This is a genomic window from Pseudomonas sp. Choline-02u-1, assembly GCF_002836515.1.
Classification (GTDB): Bacteria; Pseudomonadota; Gammaproteobacteria; order Pseudomonadales; family Pseudomonadaceae; genus Aquipseudomonas.
The window spans coordinates 198549-214416 of record NZ_PJBC01000065.1 but is presented as its reverse complement, the minus strand read 5'-3'; the positions used below and the strand labels follow the sequence as shown (position 1 = coordinate 214416).

The 15868-nt window shown below is 60.3% G+C and carries 14 protein-coding genes; 6 read left to right on the top strand and 8 right to left on the bottom strand.

From position 1 onward, the window contains the following. The first annotated feature begins 11 nt into the window (after window positions 1-11). Complete coding sequence (gene madL, locus CXF97_RS22485) at window positions 12-404, top strand: malonate transporter subunit MadL (protein ID WP_101161179.1); 393 nt, start codon at window positions 12-14, stop codon at window positions 402-404. Window positions 405-409: 5 nt separating this feature from the next. Beyond that, window positions 410-1174 (top strand): malonate transporter subunit MadM, encoded by a 765-nt coding sequence (gene madM, locus CXF97_RS22480; protein ID WP_024014642.1) that lies wholly within the window; start codon window positions 410-412, stop codon window positions 1172-1174. A gap of 104 nt (window positions 1175-1278) precedes the next feature. Here the strand turns inward: madM and CXF97_RS22475 are convergent, their stop codons facing one another. Beyond that, entirely contained in the window at window positions 1279-2193 is a 915-nt protein-coding gene (locus CXF97_RS22475) for a LysR substrate-binding domain-containing protein (RefSeq protein ID WP_101161177.1), read from the bottom strand. Between the two features lie 205 nt (window positions 2194-2398). Between CXF97_RS22475 and CXF97_RS22470 the strand changes: the two genes are divergently transcribed. Continuing rightward, window positions 2399-3016: a hemolysin III family protein gene (locus CXF97_RS22470; RefSeq protein WP_007964065.1), complete on the top strand. Its 618-nt coding sequence runs from the start codon at window positions 2399-2401 to the stop codon at window positions 3014-3016. A gap of 172 nt (window positions 3017-3188) precedes the next feature. On the opposite strand, the gene CXF97_RS22465 is transcribed toward CXF97_RS22470, so the two are convergent. Continuing rightward, on the bottom strand, window positions 3189-3908 hold the full coding sequence (locus tag CXF97_RS22465) for a 16S rRNA (uracil(1498)-N(3))-methyltransferase (RefSeq protein WP_101161176.1): 720 nt from the start codon (window positions 3906-3908) through the stop codon (window positions 3189-3191). 147 nt (window positions 3909-4055) lie between these two features. Beyond that, on the bottom strand, window positions 4056-5462 hold the full coding sequence (locus CXF97_RS22460; RefSeq protein WP_101161174.1) for an adenosylmethionine--8-amino-7-oxononanoate transaminase: 1407 nt from the start codon (window positions 5460-5462) through the stop codon (window positions 4056-4058). A gap of 222 nt (window positions 5463-5684) precedes the next feature. On the opposite strand from CXF97_RS22460, the gene CXF97_RS22455 reads away from it, so the two are divergent. The 3 genes from CXF97_RS22455 to CXF97_RS22445 all read left to right on the top strand — a co-directional run bounded on the left by CXF97_RS22455 (window position 5685) and on the right by CXF97_RS22445 (window position 9059). Next, a complete protein-coding gene (locus tag CXF97_RS22455) occupies window positions 5685-7445 on the top strand; it encodes a flavin monoamine oxidase family protein (protein ID WP_101161172.1) in 1761 nt (586 codons plus the stop codon). Between the two features lie 452 nt (window positions 7446-7897). Continuing rightward, on the top strand, window positions 7898-8449 hold the full coding sequence (locus tag CXF97_RS22450) for a cytochrome b (protein ID WP_101161170.1): 552 nt from the start codon (window positions 7898-7900) through the stop codon (window positions 8447-8449). A 31-nt stretch (window positions 8450-8480) separates the two neighbouring features. After that, window positions 8481-9059, top strand: coding sequence for a YceI family protein (locus CXF97_RS22445; protein WP_039757580.1), 579 nt, complete (start codon window positions 8481-8483; stop codon window positions 9057-9059). A gap of 239 nt (window positions 9060-9298) precedes the next feature. Here the strand turns inward: CXF97_RS22445 and CXF97_RS22440 are convergent, their stop codons facing one another. From CXF97_RS22440 to ahcY, 5 genes are all read right to left on the bottom strand, one after another. Continuing rightward, window positions 9299-11167: a DEAD/DEAH box helicase gene (locus tag CXF97_RS22440; protein WP_101161167.1), complete on the bottom strand. Its 1869-nt coding sequence runs from the start codon at window positions 11165-11167 to the stop codon at window positions 9299-9301. A gap of 221 nt (window positions 11168-11388) precedes the next feature. Then, window positions 11389-12201, bottom strand: coding sequence for an ABC transporter substrate-binding protein (locus CXF97_RS22435; RefSeq protein ID WP_101161164.1), 813 nt, complete (start codon window positions 12199-12201; stop codon window positions 11389-11391). 87 nt (window positions 12202-12288) lie between these two features. Continuing rightward, the gene (locus CXF97_RS22430; protein WP_101161162.1) at window positions 12289-13371 is read right to left on the bottom strand and encodes a hypothetical protein; all 1083 of its coding nucleotides are present in this window, start codon (window positions 13369-13371) and stop codon (window positions 12289-12291) included. 73 nt (window positions 13372-13444) lie between these two features. After that, window positions 13445-14290, bottom strand: a complete 846-nt coding sequence (gene metF, locus CXF97_RS22425; RefSeq protein WP_101161786.1) for a methylenetetrahydrofolate reductase [NAD(P)H] — start codon at window positions 14288-14290, stop codon at window positions 13445-13447. Between the two features lie 159 nt (window positions 14291-14449). Next, complete coding sequence (gene ahcY, locus CXF97_RS22420) at window positions 14450-15859, bottom strand: adenosylhomocysteinase (protein ID WP_039757587.1); 1410 nt, start codon at window positions 15857-15859, stop codon at window positions 14450-14452. Window positions 15860-15868: the final 9 nt, after the last annotated feature.

Below are 15868 nucleotides of genomic sequence, written 5' to 3'. Positions count from 1 at the left end.
GGACTACAACAATGATTATTTACGGTGTGGCGTTTCTCGCCTTTTGTACGCTGGTCGGTATCTGGGTCGGTGAACTGCTCGGCAAGCTGATCGGCGTGCCGGCCAACGTCGGCGGCGTCGGTATTGCGATGCTGCTGTTGATCGGCCTCGGCAGCTATCTCTATAAAAGCGGCTGGCTCAAGGGCAAGACCGAGCAGGGCGTGGAGTTCTGGAGCGCGATCTACATTCCCATCGTGGTCGCCATGGCCGCGCAGCAGAATGTCTACGGTGCGCTGAAGGGCGGGCCGATGGCGATTCTTGCCGGAACCCTCGCCGTAGTGATCGCTTTTGCTCTGGTGCCGGTGCTGACACGCATGGGCAACAAGCAACAGACGCCGATTGCTCCAGCCAAGACTGCGGGGTGATCGCCATGTACGAATCAATGATGAAAGTGATCACCGGCTACGGTCTGATCAGCGGCTTTTTGATTGTCGGCCTGACCATGTGGGTGTCCTACTGGATGTCCAACACCTTCACCAAGGGTCGTCTGCACGGCTCGGCGATCGCCATTCTGCTCGGGCTGGTGCTGTCGTATATCGGCGGCGCGCTCACCGGTGGGCAGAAGGGCGTGGTCGATATTCCGCTGCTGTCGGGCATTGGCCTGCTCGGCGGTGCGATGCTGCGTGATTTCGCGATTGTTGCCACCGCGTTCGGTGTCAGCGTCGATGAGCTCAAACGGGCCGGGCTTGTGGGTGTGCTGGCGCTGTTCGTGGGGGTAGGCACTTCTTTCGTCGCGGGTGTCGGCGTGGCGATGGCGTTCGGCTATACCGATGCGGTGAGCCTGACCACCATTGGCGCGGGTGCCGTGACCTATATCGTCGGTCCGGTGACGGGGGCGGCGATTGGTGCGAGTTCCGAAGTGATGGCGTTGTCGATTGCGGCGGGTCTGATCAAGGCGATTCTGGTAATGGTGATGACACCGTTCGTGGCGCCGATGATCGGCCTGAACAATCCACGTAGCGCGGTGATTTTTGGCGGTTTGATGGGCACCTCCAGCGGCGTCGCCGGCGGGTTGGCGGCCACCGATCCGAAGCTGGTGCCTTATGGTTGCCTGACGGCGGCGTTCTACACCGCGCTTGGGTGTCTGCTGGGGCCTTCGCTGTTATTTCTGGCGATGCGCGGGTTGATGGGCTGAGACACTGGTTGTCGGGACAGACGCCTTCGCGAGCAAGCCCGCTCCCACAGGGGAACGCATTCCAAATGTGGGAGCGGCTTGTTCGCGAAGGGCGCGACTCGCTATCAGGTCTGGCGATTGGCATACATCCGACACTCCGCCAGCAACGCCAGCAAATTAGGATCCCTCTCCTTGGCCTTCAGAAACACCACGCCAATGTGCTGCTGCAACCGATATTTCTCCTGCAACGCAATCAGCTTCACCCGGTTCTCGTACACCGCTGCAATCCGCCCCGGCAGCAGTGCATAGCCCACGCCCGAGCTGACCATGCTCAGCAAAGTGAAGATGTCATTGACCTGCATCGCCACTTTCGGCTCGAACCCCGCCTGCTTGAACACCCGATTGCCATCCTGATGCGTCGCAAATCCCTGGGTCAGGGTGATGAACGTTTCATCCCGCACCTCGGCCAGATCGACTTCACTGCGCTGAGCAAATTTTGAATCGGCCGGGGTGGCGAGGAAGATGTCGTCGGAAAACAGCGCAATCTGTTCGCAGTCCGGATCGTTGATGCTGTCGTCCAGTGACACCAGAATCGCGTCGACCTCCATGTTTTTCAGCTTGTAGAGCAGGTCGATGTTCGAGCCGAGGATCAGGTCGATGTTGAGTTCGCTGCGGCGGATTTTCAAGCCCATGATCAGTTGCGGCACGGTTTTCACCGTCAGCGAATACAGCGAGCCAAGCTTGAAGCGCTCAGCGGAGAACCCGGCGGCTTCGCGGGTCAGGCGCACGCTGTCGACCACGTCGTTGATCAGCTTCTGCGCACGCTCTTCCAGCACATAGGCGCTTTCCAGCGGCGTCAGGTTGCGCCCTTCGTGTTTGAACAGCGGGCAGCGCAGCGCGCTTTCCAGCGAGTGAATGGCGCGGTGCACGCTGACGTTGCTGGTCTGCAGTTCGGCAGCGGCGCGGGCGAGGTTGCCGGTGCGCATGAAGGCGAGGAACACCTCGAGTTTTTTCAGGGTCAATTCTTCGTCGATCAGCATGGCGCGGACTCTTTTTGGAATGCGTCGATTGTGCCTTGAAGATCAAAAGATCGCAGCCTTCGGCAGCTCCTACATTGGAATGCGATCACCTGTAGGCGCTGCCGAAGGCTGCGATCTATTGATCTGTTAAACGGAAACATTGCGCTTTTACGCTCAAGGCCCGAGCCTTGCGCGCTTGCGGTAGCGACTATGAGGAAGGCGACACATGTATCACGGGGAAAAACTCAACGCCTGGACCCACCTGGTCGGAGCGGTGGCGGCGTTTATTGGCGGCGTGTGGATGCTGGTGATCGCCAGTCTCGACGGCAGTCCGTGGAAGATTGTCAGCGTGGCGATCTACGCGTTCACCCTGCTGGTGCTCTACAGCGCATCGACCGTGTACCACAGCGTGCGCGGGCGCAAGAAGGCGATCATGAAGAAGGTCGATCATTTTTCGATCTACCTGCTGATCGCCGGCAGCTACACACCGTTTTGTCTGGTAACCCTGCGCGGGCCATGGGGCTGGACGCTGTTCGGAATCGTCTGGGGGCTGGCGCTGATCGGCATCCTGCAGGAAATCAAACCGCGCTCGGAGGCGCGGATTCTGTCGATCGTGATTTACGCGGTGATGGGCTGGATCGTGCTGGTCGCGGTCAAGCCGTTGATTGCCGCGCTGGGCACGGCGGGGTTTGCCTGGCTGGCGTCGGGCGGGGTGTTGTATACGGTGGGGATTATCTTTTTTGCCCTTGATCACCGGCTGCGGCATGCACATGGGATCTGGCATCTGTTCGTGATTGCCGGGAGCTTGCTGCACTTTGTCGCGATTCTGTTTTACGTCCTCTAGACGCAATCCCTGTGGGAGGGGGCTTGCTCCCGAAGGCGTCAGGTCAGTCAATCGTTGATGAATGGCCCACCGCATTCGGGAGCAAGCCCCCTCCCACATTGGAACTGGAGTGTTCACAAACCTGTGGTCACTGGAGATCCAATGTGGGAGCGAGCTTGCTCGCGAAGGGGCCTTAGAAATCACCCCACAATTGTTGGGCTACCGCCAACGCCACCACCGGCGCGGTTTCGGTGCGCAGCACGCGCGGGCCGAGGCGGGCGGCGTGGAAGCCATTGCCTTTGGCCTGCTCGACTTCGCCGTCCGTCAAGCCACCTTCCGGCCCGATCAGGAACGCCAGCGTCGCCGGTTTGGCATGACTCACCAGCGGTTCTGCGACCGGGTGCAGGACCAGTTTCAACTCGGCTTCGGTCTGCTTGATCCAGTCCGCCAGCAACACCGGCGGATGAATCACCGGCACCCGTGAGCGCCCGCACTGTTCGCAGGCGCTGATCGCCACCTGGCGCCAGTGCAGCAGGCGTTTGTCGGCGCGTTCGTCCTTGAGACGGACTTCGCAGCGATCGCTGAAGATCGGGGTGATTTCATTCACGCCCAGTTCGGTGGCTTTCTGAATCGCCCAGTCCATGCGCTCGCCCCGGGACAAGCCCTGGCCGAGGTGGATGTGCAGCGGCGATTCGACCTGCCCGGCGAATTGCTCGTCGATCTGCACGACGACGCGCTTCTTGCCAACGTCCACCAGCGATCCGCGAAATTCATGGCCGGAGCCGTCGAACAACTGCACCGCATCGCCCTCGGCCATGCGCAGCACGCGGCTGATGTAATGCGCCTGGGCTTCCGGCAGTTCATGTTCGCCGGTGCTCAGCGGGGCGTCGATAAAGAAGCGGGACAGTCTCATTTCGGGTCTCTGCAAATATGAATCAGTTGGATCGGCGTCGACTTCATTCGCGAGCAAGCCCGCTCCCACACTTGAAATGCATTCCCCTGTGGGAGCGGGCTTGCTCGCGAAAGCGGCCGCCAGGCACTACAGATCTTGGATGATTTTTCAGCCCGGATCGCGGAAGCCGGGGTGGAAGTCTTTTGGCACCGCCACGCTGACGCTGTCACGCGTGGCGATATCAATGCCTTCACTCGCCACTTCTGCCAGAAAATCGATCTGCTCCGGGGTGATCACATACGGCGGCAGGAAATACACCACGCTGCCCAGCGGCCGCAGCAATGCGCCACGTTCCAACGCATGCTGGAACACCTTCAAACCACGGCGTTCCTGCCAAGGGTAGGCCTCTTTGCTGGCTTTATCCTTGACCATCTCGATCGCCAGAACCATGCCGGTCTGGCGCACTTCGGAGACGTTGGGGTGATCGACCAGATGGGCCGTCGCCGAAGCCATGCGCTGGGCCAGGGCCTGGTTGTTCTCGATGACGTTGTCCTGCTCGAAGATATCCAGCGTCGCCAATGCTGCCGCGCACGCCAGCGGGTTGCCGGTGTAGCTGTGCGAGTGGAGGAAGGCGCGCAGGGTCGGGTAGTCGTCGTAGAATGCGCTGTAGACCTCATCGGTCGTCAGGCAGGCGGCCAGCGGCAGGTAGCCGCCGGTCAGGGCTTTCGACAGGCAGAGGAAATCCGGGCGGATGCCGGCCTGTTCGCAGGCGAACATCGTCCCGGTGCGACCGAAGCCGACCGCGATTTCATCGTGAATCAGGTGCACGCCATAGCGGTCGCAGGCCTCGCGCAACAGCCTGAGGTACACCGGGTGATACATGCGCATGCCGCCGGCGCCCTGAATCAACGGCTCGACGATCACTGCCGCGACGCTGTCATGATTTTCCGCCAGTGTCTGTTCCATGGCGGCGAACATATTGCGCGAGTGTTCTTCCCAGCTCATGCCTTGCGGGCGCAGATAGCAATCCGGGCTCGGCACTTTGATGGTGTCCATCAGCAGCGCTTTGTAGGTCTCGGTGAACAGCGGCACGTCGCCAACCGCCATCGCCGCCATGGTTTCACCGTGGTAGCTGTTGGTCAGGGTGACGAAGCGTTTCTTGTTTGGTTGGCCGCGATTGAGCCAGTAGTGAAAGCTCATCTTCAGCGCGACTTCGATGCACGACGAGCCGTTGTCGGCGTAGAACACCCGATTCAGGCCTTGCGGCGTCATCTTCACCAGACGCTCGGACAGCTCGATCACCGGTTGATGGCTGAAACCGGCCAAAATCACATGTTCGAGTTGATCGACCTGATCCTTGATGCGCTGGTTGATACGCGGGTTGGCGTGGCCGAACACGTTGACCCACCAGGAGCTGACCGCGTCGAGGTAGCGCTTGCCTTCGAAGTCTTCGAGCCAGACGCCTTCGCCGCGCTTGATCGGGATCAGCGGCAGCTGTTCGTGGTCTTTCATCTGGGTGCAGGGATGCCACAACACCGCGAGATCGCGTTGCATCCACTGGTTATTCAGGCCCATTTACAGTCTCCTCGAGGCGGCTCGCGTCAGGCGCGGGCGAACAATCGCGCAAGCCTATGCAATGCATCGCGCGGGAACAACCCATTGTGTCGATTGAGCTACTTTGTCTGAGCCGATAGACGTCGCTGGCGGCGTTTTGATGGCTAACGTATTCTTCGCGGTTCTTGAGTCGTCTGACTCGCAAAACTGCTTTTTCCCACATGTTTTTCCGGAGTTCGCTGAATGTCTGTCGGTTGGCTGCGCGCCTGTGCGCTGGTGATGTTGGGGCTGTTCAGCGTTACGGCGCTGGCCAAGGATAAAACCGCAATCGTGATCGGCGGCGGCCTGTCGGGTCTGACTGCCGCTTACGAGCTGCAGAACAAGGGCTGGCAGGTCACCCTGCTGGAAGCCAAGCCGAGCCTGGGCGGTCGCTCGGGCATGGCCACCAGCGAGTGGATCGGCAACGACAAGACCCAGCCGGTGCTGAACAAGTACGTCTCGACCTTCAAGCTCGGCACCACGCCGGCGCCGGAATTCGTCCGTACGCCGAGCTATCTGATTGACGGCGATTATTTCTCCGCCGCCGATCTGGCCACCAAGCAGCCAGCCACCGCGGACGCACTCAAGCGCTACCAGAAAACCCTCGACGATCTGGCGCGCTCGATTGACGATCCACAGAACCCGGCGGCGACCCCCACCCTGCATGCGCTGGATCAGATCACCGTATCCAGCTGGCTCGACAAGCAGAACCTGCCGGCCACCGCGCGTCAGTTGATCAACCAGGACATCCGCACCCACTACGACGAACCTTCGCGTCTGTCGCTGCTGTATTTCGCTCAGCAGAACCGCGTCTATCGCGGCGTCTCCGACCGCGACCTGCGCGCCTCGCGTCTGGTCGGCGGCAGCCAGGTGCTGGCCCAGGCGTTCGTCAAACAGATCAAGACCATCAAGACCAGCTCGCCGGTCTCGGCCATTACCCAGGACAAGGACGGCGTGACCGTCAAGGTCGGCAGCGTCGGCTATCAGGCTGATTACGTAGTACTGGCAGTGCCGTTGCGCGCACTGAACAAGATCGCCCTGACCCCGGCGCTGGATGCTCAGCACCTGGCGGCGATCAAAGGTACCAACTACGGTTGGCGCGACCAGATCATGCTGAAGTTCAAGACGCCAGTGTGGGAAAGCAAGTCGCGCATGTCCGGCGAGATCTACAGCAATACCGGCCTGGGCATGCTCTGGATCGAACCGGCGCTCAAGGGCGGCGCCAACGTGGTGATCAACCTCTCCGGCGATAACGCCCGCGTGATGCAGGCGTTCGGCGACAAGCAGATGGTCGATCAGGTGCTGATCCGTCTGCACGCGTTTTATCCACAGGCCCGTGGCTCGTTCACCGGTTATGAAATCCGTCGCTACAGCACCGACCCGTCGATGGGCGGCGCCTACCTGGCTTACGGCCCGGGGCAGATCAGCAAGTTCTGGCGCCTGTGGGAGCGTCCGCTGCAACGCGTAGCGTTCGCCGGCGAACACACCGACACCTTGTACCCCGGCACTCTGGAGGGCGCGCTGCGCACCGGCCAGCGTGCGGCCAGTCAGGTTGAAGATCTGGCGGCAGGCAAATCGTTCGAACCGGTCAAAGTTGTTCCGGCTGCAGCAGCGGCAGGCGCGGCGGGTGCCGTAGCGGCGAAGAAGGGCAACTTCTTCACTAATCTGTTCGGCGGTTCGGATGACGAGAAGAAGCCTGAGCCGGTGAAAGCACCAGAGCCGGCGCCTGCTCCAGCGCCTGCACCGACTCCGGCACCGGCGCCAGCTCCGGTGGAAGCACCGAAGCCAGCGGCCCCGGCGAAAGCTGAACCGGCGAAGAAAGCAGCGGCCAAGCCTGCGGCGAAGAAGCCTGCGGCGAAAACCGAAACCAAAAAGCCTGCCGCGAAACCGGCGGCGAAAAAGGCTGAGCCGGCGAAGAAACCAGCGGCCAAGCCTGGTGCAACGACCGAGACCAAGGCGCAGTAAGCCTTGCGGTGAATGAAAAAGCGCGGCGTTTATGCCGCGCTTTTTTTTTGCCTCTGAGACCGCTTTCGCGAGCAAGCCCGCTCCCACCTTTGACCGTGTTTCTTGTTGGAATGCAATCGCTGTGGGAGTGGCCTTGCTCCCACCTTTGACTGTGTTTCCTCAGTTGGAATGCAATCGCTGTGGGAGTGGCCTTACTCTCAAATTTGACCGTGTTTCCTCAGTTGGAACGCAATCACTGTGGGAGCGGGCTTGCTCGCGAAGGGGCCGGCGCAGGCATTCCGATTCCGATGCCTTGCAACAACATCCCGCCACACTTTTGCCTTTAATCTTTCCTTAACACGCGACTTCCAGACTCTTGATCGTATTTCTCGATATTTCAAAGCGAAATTTTCCGCTTTAATTCGATAGGTAACTCGCTAGTCTTGGTTCGCAGTTCTCACAGGATTTGGGCAATGCAGCTACGTAACTCTTCTTCGCGCTATGGTTGGGTCAGCATCTTCATGCACTGGGGCGTCGCGCTGGCGGTCTTCGGGCTGTTTGCGCTGGGTCTGTGGATGGTAGGGCTGGATTACTACAGCACCTGGCGCAAAGACGCGCCGGACCTGCACAAAAGCATCGGTCTGGTGCTGCTCGGTGTGATGGTGTTGCGGGTGTTGTGGCGTTTCGTCAGCCCGCCACCTTCTACGCTGCAAAGCTACAGCCGCATGACCCGCGTTGGCGCTAAATTCGGCCATGGGTTTCTGTATCTGGCGCTGTTCGCTGTGATGATTGCCGGTTACCTGATTTCCACCGCAGACGGTGTCGGGATCCCGGTGTTTGGCCTGTTTGAAGTTCCTGCACTGCTCTCCGGACTACCGGATCAGGCAGATACCGCTGGGGTGATTCATCTCTGGCTGGCGTGGATACTGGTAATTTTTTCCGGTCTCCATGCGTTGGCAGCATTGAAGCACCACTTTATCGATCGTGATGCGACCCTCACCCGGATGCTCGGTCGCAAAGCCTGAAATTCAACCTCGACTCAAAGGAAAAGAAAGCATGTTGAAAAAGACTCTGGCCGCTCTGGCAATCGGTTCTGCCGTGCTGTCCGCCAACGTAATGGCTGCTGACTATGTAGTAGACAAGGAAGGCCAGCACGCCTTCGTCGACTTCAAGATCAGCCACTTGGGCTACAGCTACATCACCGGCACCTTCAAGGACATCGACGGCAAATTCAGCTTCGACGCTGCCAAGCCTGAAGACAGCAAGATCGAGTTCAACGTCAACACTGCCAGCGTGTTCACCAACCACGCCGAGCGCGACAAACACATCGCCAGCGCTGATTTCCTCAACGCCAGCAAGTTTGGCAAAGCCACTTTCGTTTCCACCAGCGTCAAGTCCACCGGTGCCAATACCGCTGACGTGACCGGCGACCTGACCCTGCTGGGCGTGACCAAGCCAGTGGTCGTGAAAGCAACCTTCCTGGGCGAAGGCAAGGATCCATGGGGCGGCTACCGTGCCGGCTTCGAAGGCACCACCACCATCAAGCGTTCCGATTTCGGCAAGCAGAAAGACCTCGGGCCGAAGTCCGATGCAGTCGAGCTGTATGTTTCGTTTGAAGGTGTGAAAGCGAAGTAATTCTCGCCGCCATAAAAAAACGCCCCTGGTCGCAAGGCCGGGGGCGTTTTTTATTGATGCAACACAGATCCCTTGTAGGAGCTGCCGAAGGCTGCGATCTCTTGATCTTGATTTTTGAAGATCAAGATCAAGATCAAAAGATCGCAGCCTTCGGCAGCTCCTACACAAAGCGATTTGCAGTGCTCAAAAAAATGCCCCGGTTCTTTCGAACGGGGGCATTTTTCATTGCGGCATGAAACTCAGCGATTGCGCGTCAGCAAGGCTGGTTTCTCGCCACGCGGGCGGCTTGGCAGTTGATCGAGTTGCTCAGGTGTCGGAAAGCGGTCGGCTTTCGATTCCTTGTGCATGATCTTCGGGCCGTTGCTGCGCGGGTTCTGCACGGCCGGTTCGCTGCGCGGCTGATCGTCACGGGCCGGGCGGCGATTGCGTGGTGCGGATTCGTCACGACGACCCTGACCGTCACGCGGTGCGCCATTGCGCGGGCCGCTGCGTTTGGCCGGTGGCGTGCCGGTGGTCGAGCCATTGCTGTTGCGCGGGCCGTTCTGTCGACCCTGTGGCTGGCCACCACGAGGTGCGCCAGTGCCTGCGCCTTGCGCCGGAGCGCCCGGACGACGGCCACGACCCCCGGCAGGGGCGGCTTTCGGCACGTAATCAACGCGGTTACCGAAGTTATCGATATCGTCGTCGAGGAACTCGTCCGGAGCGCGGTCAGCTGCTGCACGCGGTGGCTGACTCGGACGCTGTTCGCGGCTCGGCGTACCTTCGCGTGGCTTCTGCTGACGGGCAGGGCGCTCGCCACGTTCACCGGCCGGCTTTTCCTTGCCTTTGTCCTTGCCTTTGTCCTTGCGACCGCCGCCACCGCCACCGCCATTCGGGCCGTCGCCGCGTGGGCCACGGGAATTGCGCGGGTTGCGGATGTCCGGACGCTCGCGGGCTTCCGGCTTCTCGGCTTCGATGGTGCTGGAGTCGAAGCCCATCAGGTCGCCGTCGGCGATCTTCTGCTTGGTCATGCGCTCGATGCTTTTCAGCAGTTTTTCTTCGTCCGGTGCGACCAGCGAGATCGCCTCGCCCGAACGACCGGCACGGCCGGTACGACCGATACGGTGCACGTAGTCTTCATCGACGTTCGGCAGCTCGAAGTTGACTACATGCGGCAACTGGTCGATGTCCAGGCCACGGGCCGCAATGTCGGTAGCAACCAGAATGCGCACTTCGCCGGCCTTGAAGTCGGCCAGAGCTTTGGTGCGCGCGTTCTGGCTCTTGTTGCCGTGAATCGCCACCGCCGGCAGACCGTGTTTGTCCAGGTATTCGGCGAGACGGTTGGCGCCGTGCTTGGTGCGGGTGAACACCAGTACCTGTTCCCACGCGCCGGCGGTGATCAGGTGCGCCAGCAGGGCACGCTTGTGGCTGGCCGGCAGGCGGAACACGCGTTGCTCGATGCGCTCGACCGTGGTGTTCGGCGGCGTGACTTCGATGCGTTCCGGGTTGTGCAGCAGTTTGCCGGCAAGATCGGTGATGTCTTTGGAGAATGTTGCCGAGAACAGCAGGTTCTGACGCTTGGCCGGCAGACGCGCGAGGACTTTCTTCACGTCGTGCACAAAGCCCATGTCGAGCATGCGGTCGGCTTCGTCGAGGACGAGAATTTCCACGTGGGACAGATCGACGCTGCCCTGGCCGGCGAGATCGAGCAGACGACCCGGGCAGGCGACGAGAACGTCGACGCCACGGGACATGGCCTGGACCTGCGGGTTCATGCCGACGCCGCCGAAGATGCAGGCGCTGACGAATTTCAGGTCACGGGCGTAGATCTTGAAGCTCTCGTGCACCTGGGCCGCGAGTTCGCGGGTCGGGGTCAGGACCAGCACGCGCGGTTGGCGCGGACCGTGACGCTGGGATTTGTCCGGGTGACCGTTGGGGAACAACCGCTCCAGAATCGGAAGGGCGAAGCCGCCGGTTTTACCGGTACCTGTCTGAGCCGCCACCATCAGGTCGCGACCTTGCAACACGGCGGGAATGGCCCGCTGTTGCACCGGAGTAGGCTCGGTATAGCCCGCATCTTCGATGGCACGGACTAAAGCCTCGGAGAGACCGAGGGAAGCAAAGGACATGAGTAATCCTGTTTTAGTTAGGGCTTGGCCCAATGGGAGTCTTGCCTGGCGCGAATCACGTTTAAGAGGACGCAATCCCGTCCGGTCCAGCGGCGGTTCCGAAGGCTCGTCAGGAGCGCTCGCGCGGGCTGAAAGCTGCGCTGTAGCGGGTCGTGAGGCCTGTTACGGTTCCGGGCGTCCGGGCGTGAGCCTGGCGGGAACGCCGGAGTATAACAGAGCAATCACTGCGCGCTGCTTTCCTGCTGCTCAACGGTTTTGCCGTTGGCCGTGGCCGAGCGCAGTGATGCGCTGTCAACCGGTGCGGCGCCATAGCGCGCGCTGAGTTCGGCGTAGGCCGGTTCGCGCTTGAAACGCCTGAGTTCGGCGCCGAAACGCTGCACCAGCAAGTCCATGCCAGCATTGCGCCGAACCGCGAGAAACTGGCTCTGACGGCTGATAACTGTCGGGTTTTCCGTGATCAGATCGCGAATATTCAGTTCATCGAGCAAATGCTGGCCGACGCGGCGATCAGTGATCAGCAGGTCGATACGCCCGCGCACCAGTTTGCCGAAGTTGGCCTCATGGGTGGGCGCCGGTTCGCGGTTGAACAAGTTCGACTGGCTGAAATCCGGGCTGTACAGATAGCCCGGCGAGGTGCCGATGGTCAGGCCCTTGAGCTGTTCGAGTGTGCTGAACGGGTGCGGCCGATCGTTGGCGTAGAACATCACGAATTCAACATCGGACAACGGTTCGCTGGGGTAGAGCAGGGTGGCATCACGCTCGGCGCTGTGAAAAATGTCCAGCGCACCGTCGGCCTGACCGGTTTCAAGCATCGACAGGCAGCGCTTCCACGGCAGGAACTGCCATTGAACTTCAATGCCCAACCGCTTGAACACGATGGCTGTGGTTTCGTAGTCCAGACCGAGGTTCTGCCCGTCCTGTTCGTACACGTACGGCGCCCATGGCTCGGTGACAATGCGCAACTTCTCGCCCCGAGCGGCGAAGCTCAGGCAAGTCAGAAGGATAACGCTCAGCAGTTGGGCGATGACGGGCATGGCCTGAGGTTAGTACGCGAAACGCCAGATGAGAAGCTCTGGCATGCATGTTTCGCGCAGTCCCCGTGCGGATTGGCCGCAACAGCCTTATTTGCTCGAAGTTTTGAGCAAATGTTGATGGACCGTTGCGTGGCGTGTTCCCAGGATCCGCTTGACCAGGCCACGACTGAACCAGTCTTTGAGCAAGTGCTGGCAAACCGGCTTGCCAATGCGTTCCTGCTGGTTTTGCAGCGCCTTGTCCCACCACACCCGTGCACACGCCTGATCGAACTCGTTGGGGTGTTCATAGCAGCCGTAGAGGATTTCGCGGATGAACTGACGCAGATGTGCCGGCAACAGCAGCGTAATGAGCTTGTGAAACACGCGCTGCAGGCGCGGTGGTCGGGGCAATTGCGGTGATACGCGGCGGGTGTCGTCCAGTGCAGCCTGGCCGGTCGGATTGTCGCCGTGTTTGGCGACCCAGGCCTGAACCTTGGCCCTGAACAGATGTTTGCGACTCCAGTAATGATGGATCAGGTCCGGGCACTTGTTGACGTCCAGCGTGCGATAGGCGGCCACTGACAGGCAGAACTCTTCGAGGGTGTAGGCGCCCTGTGCAGCCGGAAACAATTCATCAATCAAGGCGATGGAGCGGTCGAGCACATGGGCGTCCTGCCGGTGCAAACCGATGACGCCAGAGTTGAGCAGGCGCATGTGATCGTCAGTCAGGCCCTTGTCCAGCAGTGTTGCCGACAGTGTGCGGTAAAGCAGGCTCGCTTTGTTGTCGCCATATCGGGCGTGGTAGTCATTGCACAGCAGGGTGCCGGGCTGCACCCGCTCGAACAGTTTGAGCGGCGAGCAGTGGAAAAACGTATCGGTGTCGATCAACAGCGCCGTTTCGTATTCGGCCAGTACCGAGCGCAATGCGACGTGTTTGATGCGGAAGTGATAACCGTGGGGCTCGCTCCATGTCTGGCGCGTTTGCGCGTCAAGAGGGCGAACACGTACGGGAAGCTGTTCATAGGGTTGCGGATTGTCGGTGAAGACCTGGATGTCGATCGGGGCATCCGGTGTTTCGCGCAACCACGCCAAAGCACTGGCGATGCTGAAAACAGCTTCTTGATGGTAGGTCTCGGCGCCGAAAACCAGATAGACCAGTTGAGGGCGTTTTTTTGTTTGCGCGCAGATCATTGACGACAACATTCCATTGGTGCTTTTTAGTGAAAAGGCCCGATCAGGGCCTTTTGTACCGCATGAAAACCCTTCAGCGCGGTAGCTTGAGGTTGTTCCAGATCGCCAGGCTAGGTTCGGCCTGGTTCATCGAGTAGAAGTGCAGTCCCGGTGCGCCACCCTGCAACAGGCGTTCGCACATCTCGCTGACGACTTGCTCGCCAAAACGTTGAATGCTTTGCGTGTCATCGCCGTAAGCCTCCAGTTGCTTGCGGATCCAGCGCGGGATTTCCGCACCGCAGGCATCGGAGAAACGCGCGAGTTTGCTGTAGTTGGTGATCGGCATGATCCCCGGCACGATCGGCAGATCCACGCCCAGTGCCTGCAAACGGTCGACGAAGTAGAAGTAGCTGTCGGCGTTGAAGAAGTACTGGGTGATCGCGCTGTCGGCACCGGCACGGGCCTTGCGCACGAAGTTGGCGAGATCGTCCTCATAGTTGCGCGCCTGCGGATGCATCTCCGGGTAGGCGGCGACTTCGATGTGGAAATGGTCGCCGGTCTCTTCACGAATGAATTCGACCAGTTCATTGGCGTGACGCAGCTCACCGCTGGTCATGCCCATGCCGGACGGCAAATCGCCACGCAGGGCGACGATGCGCTTGATGCCGGCAGCCTTGTATTCGTTCAGCAGGCCGCGCAGGTCGTCCTTGCTGTCGCCGACGCACGACAGGTGCGGTGCGGCGGGTACTTTGACTTCGCTTTCGAGCTGCAACACGGTATTGAGCGTGCGGTCACGGGTCGAGCCGCCAGCGCCGTAGGTGCAGGAAAAGAAATCAGGGTTGTAAGTGGCCAGTTGACGGGCAGTGGCGAGCAGCTTTTCCTGCCCGGCATCGGTCTTGGTCGGGAAAAACTCGAAGCTGTAGCGACGGTCTTGGGACATGGTCATACCCTTTGGAACACAAAGCCTTTGAAGCTTGCAAAGCCCCTGTGGGAGCGGGCTTGCTCGCGAATGCGCTGGGTCAGTCAACAAAGATGTTGAAGGACTGATCGCCTTCGCGGGCAAGCCCGCTCCCACAGGGGAGGCAGGCCGACGCGTCAATCAGTAGCGATAAGCGTGCGGCTTGAACGGGCCTTCGACGGTGACGCCGATGTAGTCAGCCTGTTGCTTGGTCAGTTGGGTGACCACACCGCCGAAGCCGCGGACCATTTCCAGGGCCACTTCTTCGTCGAGTTTCTTGGGCAGCACTTCAACGGTCAGACGCTCGGCTTTCTGCGCTGGCGACAGGTCGGCGTACTTCTGGCCGAACAGGAAGATCTGAGCCAGAACCTGGTTGGCGAACGAACCGTCCATGATGCGGCTCGGGTGACCGGTGGCGTTGCCCAGGTTCACCAGACGGCCTTCGGCCAGCAGGATCAGGTAGTCGTCGTTCTGTGGATCGAAGCTGCCGGCGCCGGTGCGGTGAACCTTGTGCACCTGTGGCTTCACTTCTTCCCACGCCCAGTTCTTGCGCATGAAAGCGGTGTCGATTTCGTTGTCGAAGTGACCGATGTTGCAGACCACAGCGCGCTTCTTCAGGGCCTTGAGCATGTTCGCGTCGCAAACATTGACGTTACCGGTGGTGGTCACGATCAGGTCGATCTTGCCCAGCAGTGCTTTGTCGATGCTCGCTTCGGAACCGTCGTTGATACCGTCGATGAACGGCGATACCAGTTCGAAACCGTCCATGCAGGCTTGCATGGCGCAGATCGGGTCGACTTCGGAAACCTTGACGATCATGCCTTCCTGACGCAGGGACTGGGCCGAGCCCTTGCCCACGTCACCGTAACCGATGACCAGCGCTTGCTTGCCGGACAGCAGGTGGTCGGTGCCACGCTTGATCGCATCGTTCAGGCTGTGACGGCAGCCGTACTTGTTGTCGTTCTTGGACTTGGTCACCGAGTCGTTGACGTTGATGGCCGGGATCTTCAGCTCGCCCTTGGCCAGCATGTCCAGCAGACGGTGTACGCCGGTGGTGGTTTCTTCGGTCACGCCGTGAACGCGATCGAGCACTTGCGGGTATTTCTTGTGCAGCAGCTCGGTGAGATCGCCGCCGTCGTCAAGGATCATGTTGGCGTCCCATGGCTGACCGTCCTTGAGGATGGTCTGCTCCAGGCACCACTCGTACTCTTCTTCAGTCTCGCCTTTCCAGGCGAACACCGGGATACCGGCAGCGGCGATAGCGGCAGCGGCCTGATCCTGAGTGGAGAAAATGTTGCAGGACGACCAGCGCACTTCGGCACCCAGGGCAACCAGGGTTTCGATCAGCACGGCAGTCTGAATGGTCATGTGGATGCAGCCGAGGATTTTCGCGCCCTTGAGCGGCTGCTCGGAGGCGTACTTGCGGCGCAGGCCCATCAGGGCAGGCATTTCCGATTCGGCGATGATGGTTTCGCGACGGCCCCAGGCAGCCAGGGACATGTCGGCAACTTTGTAATCGGTAAAATCGGCAGGCGTGTTGACAGCGCTCATGAAGAGCCT

What these genes read in the sequence shown, in the direction of transcription:
- madL (WP_101161179.1), top strand. Translation starts at nt 12, where the DNA reads ATGATTATTTACGGTGTGGCGTTTCTCGCCTTTTGTACGCTGGTCGGT.
- madM (WP_024014642.1), top strand. Translation starts at nt 410, where the DNA reads ATGTACGAATCAATGATGAAAGTGATCACCGGCTACGGTCTGATCAGC.
- CXF97_RS22475 (WP_101161177.1), bottom strand. Translation starts at nt 2,193, where the DNA reads ATGCTGATCGACGAAGAATTGACCCTGAAAAAACTCGAGGTGTTCCTC.
- CXF97_RS22470 (WP_007964065.1), top strand. Translation starts at nt 2,399, where the DNA reads ATGTATCACGGGGAAAAACTCAACGCCTGGACCCACCTGGTCGGAGCG.
- CXF97_RS22465 (WP_101161176.1), bottom strand. Translation starts at nt 3,908, where the DNA reads ATGAGACTGTCCCGCTTCTTTATCGACGCCCCGCTGAGCACCGGCGAA.
- CXF97_RS22460 (WP_101161174.1), bottom strand. Translation starts at nt 5,462, where the DNA reads ATGGGCCTGAATAACCAGTGGATGCAACGCGATCTCGCGGTGTTGTGG.
- CXF97_RS22455 (WP_101161172.1), top strand. Translation starts at nt 5,685, where the DNA reads ATGTCTGTCGGTTGGCTGCGCGCCTGTGCGCTGGTGATGTTGGGGCTG.
- CXF97_RS22450 (WP_101161170.1), top strand. Translation starts at nt 7,898, where the DNA reads ATGCAGCTACGTAACTCTTCTTCGCGCTATGGTTGGGTCAGCATCTTC.
- CXF97_RS22445 (WP_039757580.1), top strand. Translation starts at nt 8,481, where the DNA reads ATGTTGAAAAAGACTCTGGCCGCTCTGGCAATCGGTTCTGCCGTGCTG.
- CXF97_RS22440 (WP_101161167.1), bottom strand. Translation starts at nt 11,167, where the DNA reads ATGTCCTTTGCTTCCCTCGGTCTCTCCGAGGCTTTAGTCCGTGCCATC.
- CXF97_RS22435 (WP_101161164.1), bottom strand. Translation starts at nt 12,201, where the DNA reads ATGCCCGTCATCGCCCAACTGCTGAGCGTTATCCTTCTGACTTGCCTG.
- CXF97_RS22430 (WP_101161162.1), bottom strand. Translation starts at nt 13,371, where the DNA reads ATGATCTGCGCGCAAACAAAAAAACGCCCTCAACTGGTCTATCTGGTT.
- metF (WP_101161786.1), bottom strand. Translation starts at nt 14,290, where the DNA reads ATGTCCCAAGACCGTCGCTACAGCTTCGAGTTTTTCCCGACCAAGACC.
- ahcY (WP_039757587.1), bottom strand. Translation starts at nt 15,859, where the DNA reads ATGAGCGCTGTCAACACGCCTGCCGATTTTACCGATTACAAAGTTGCC.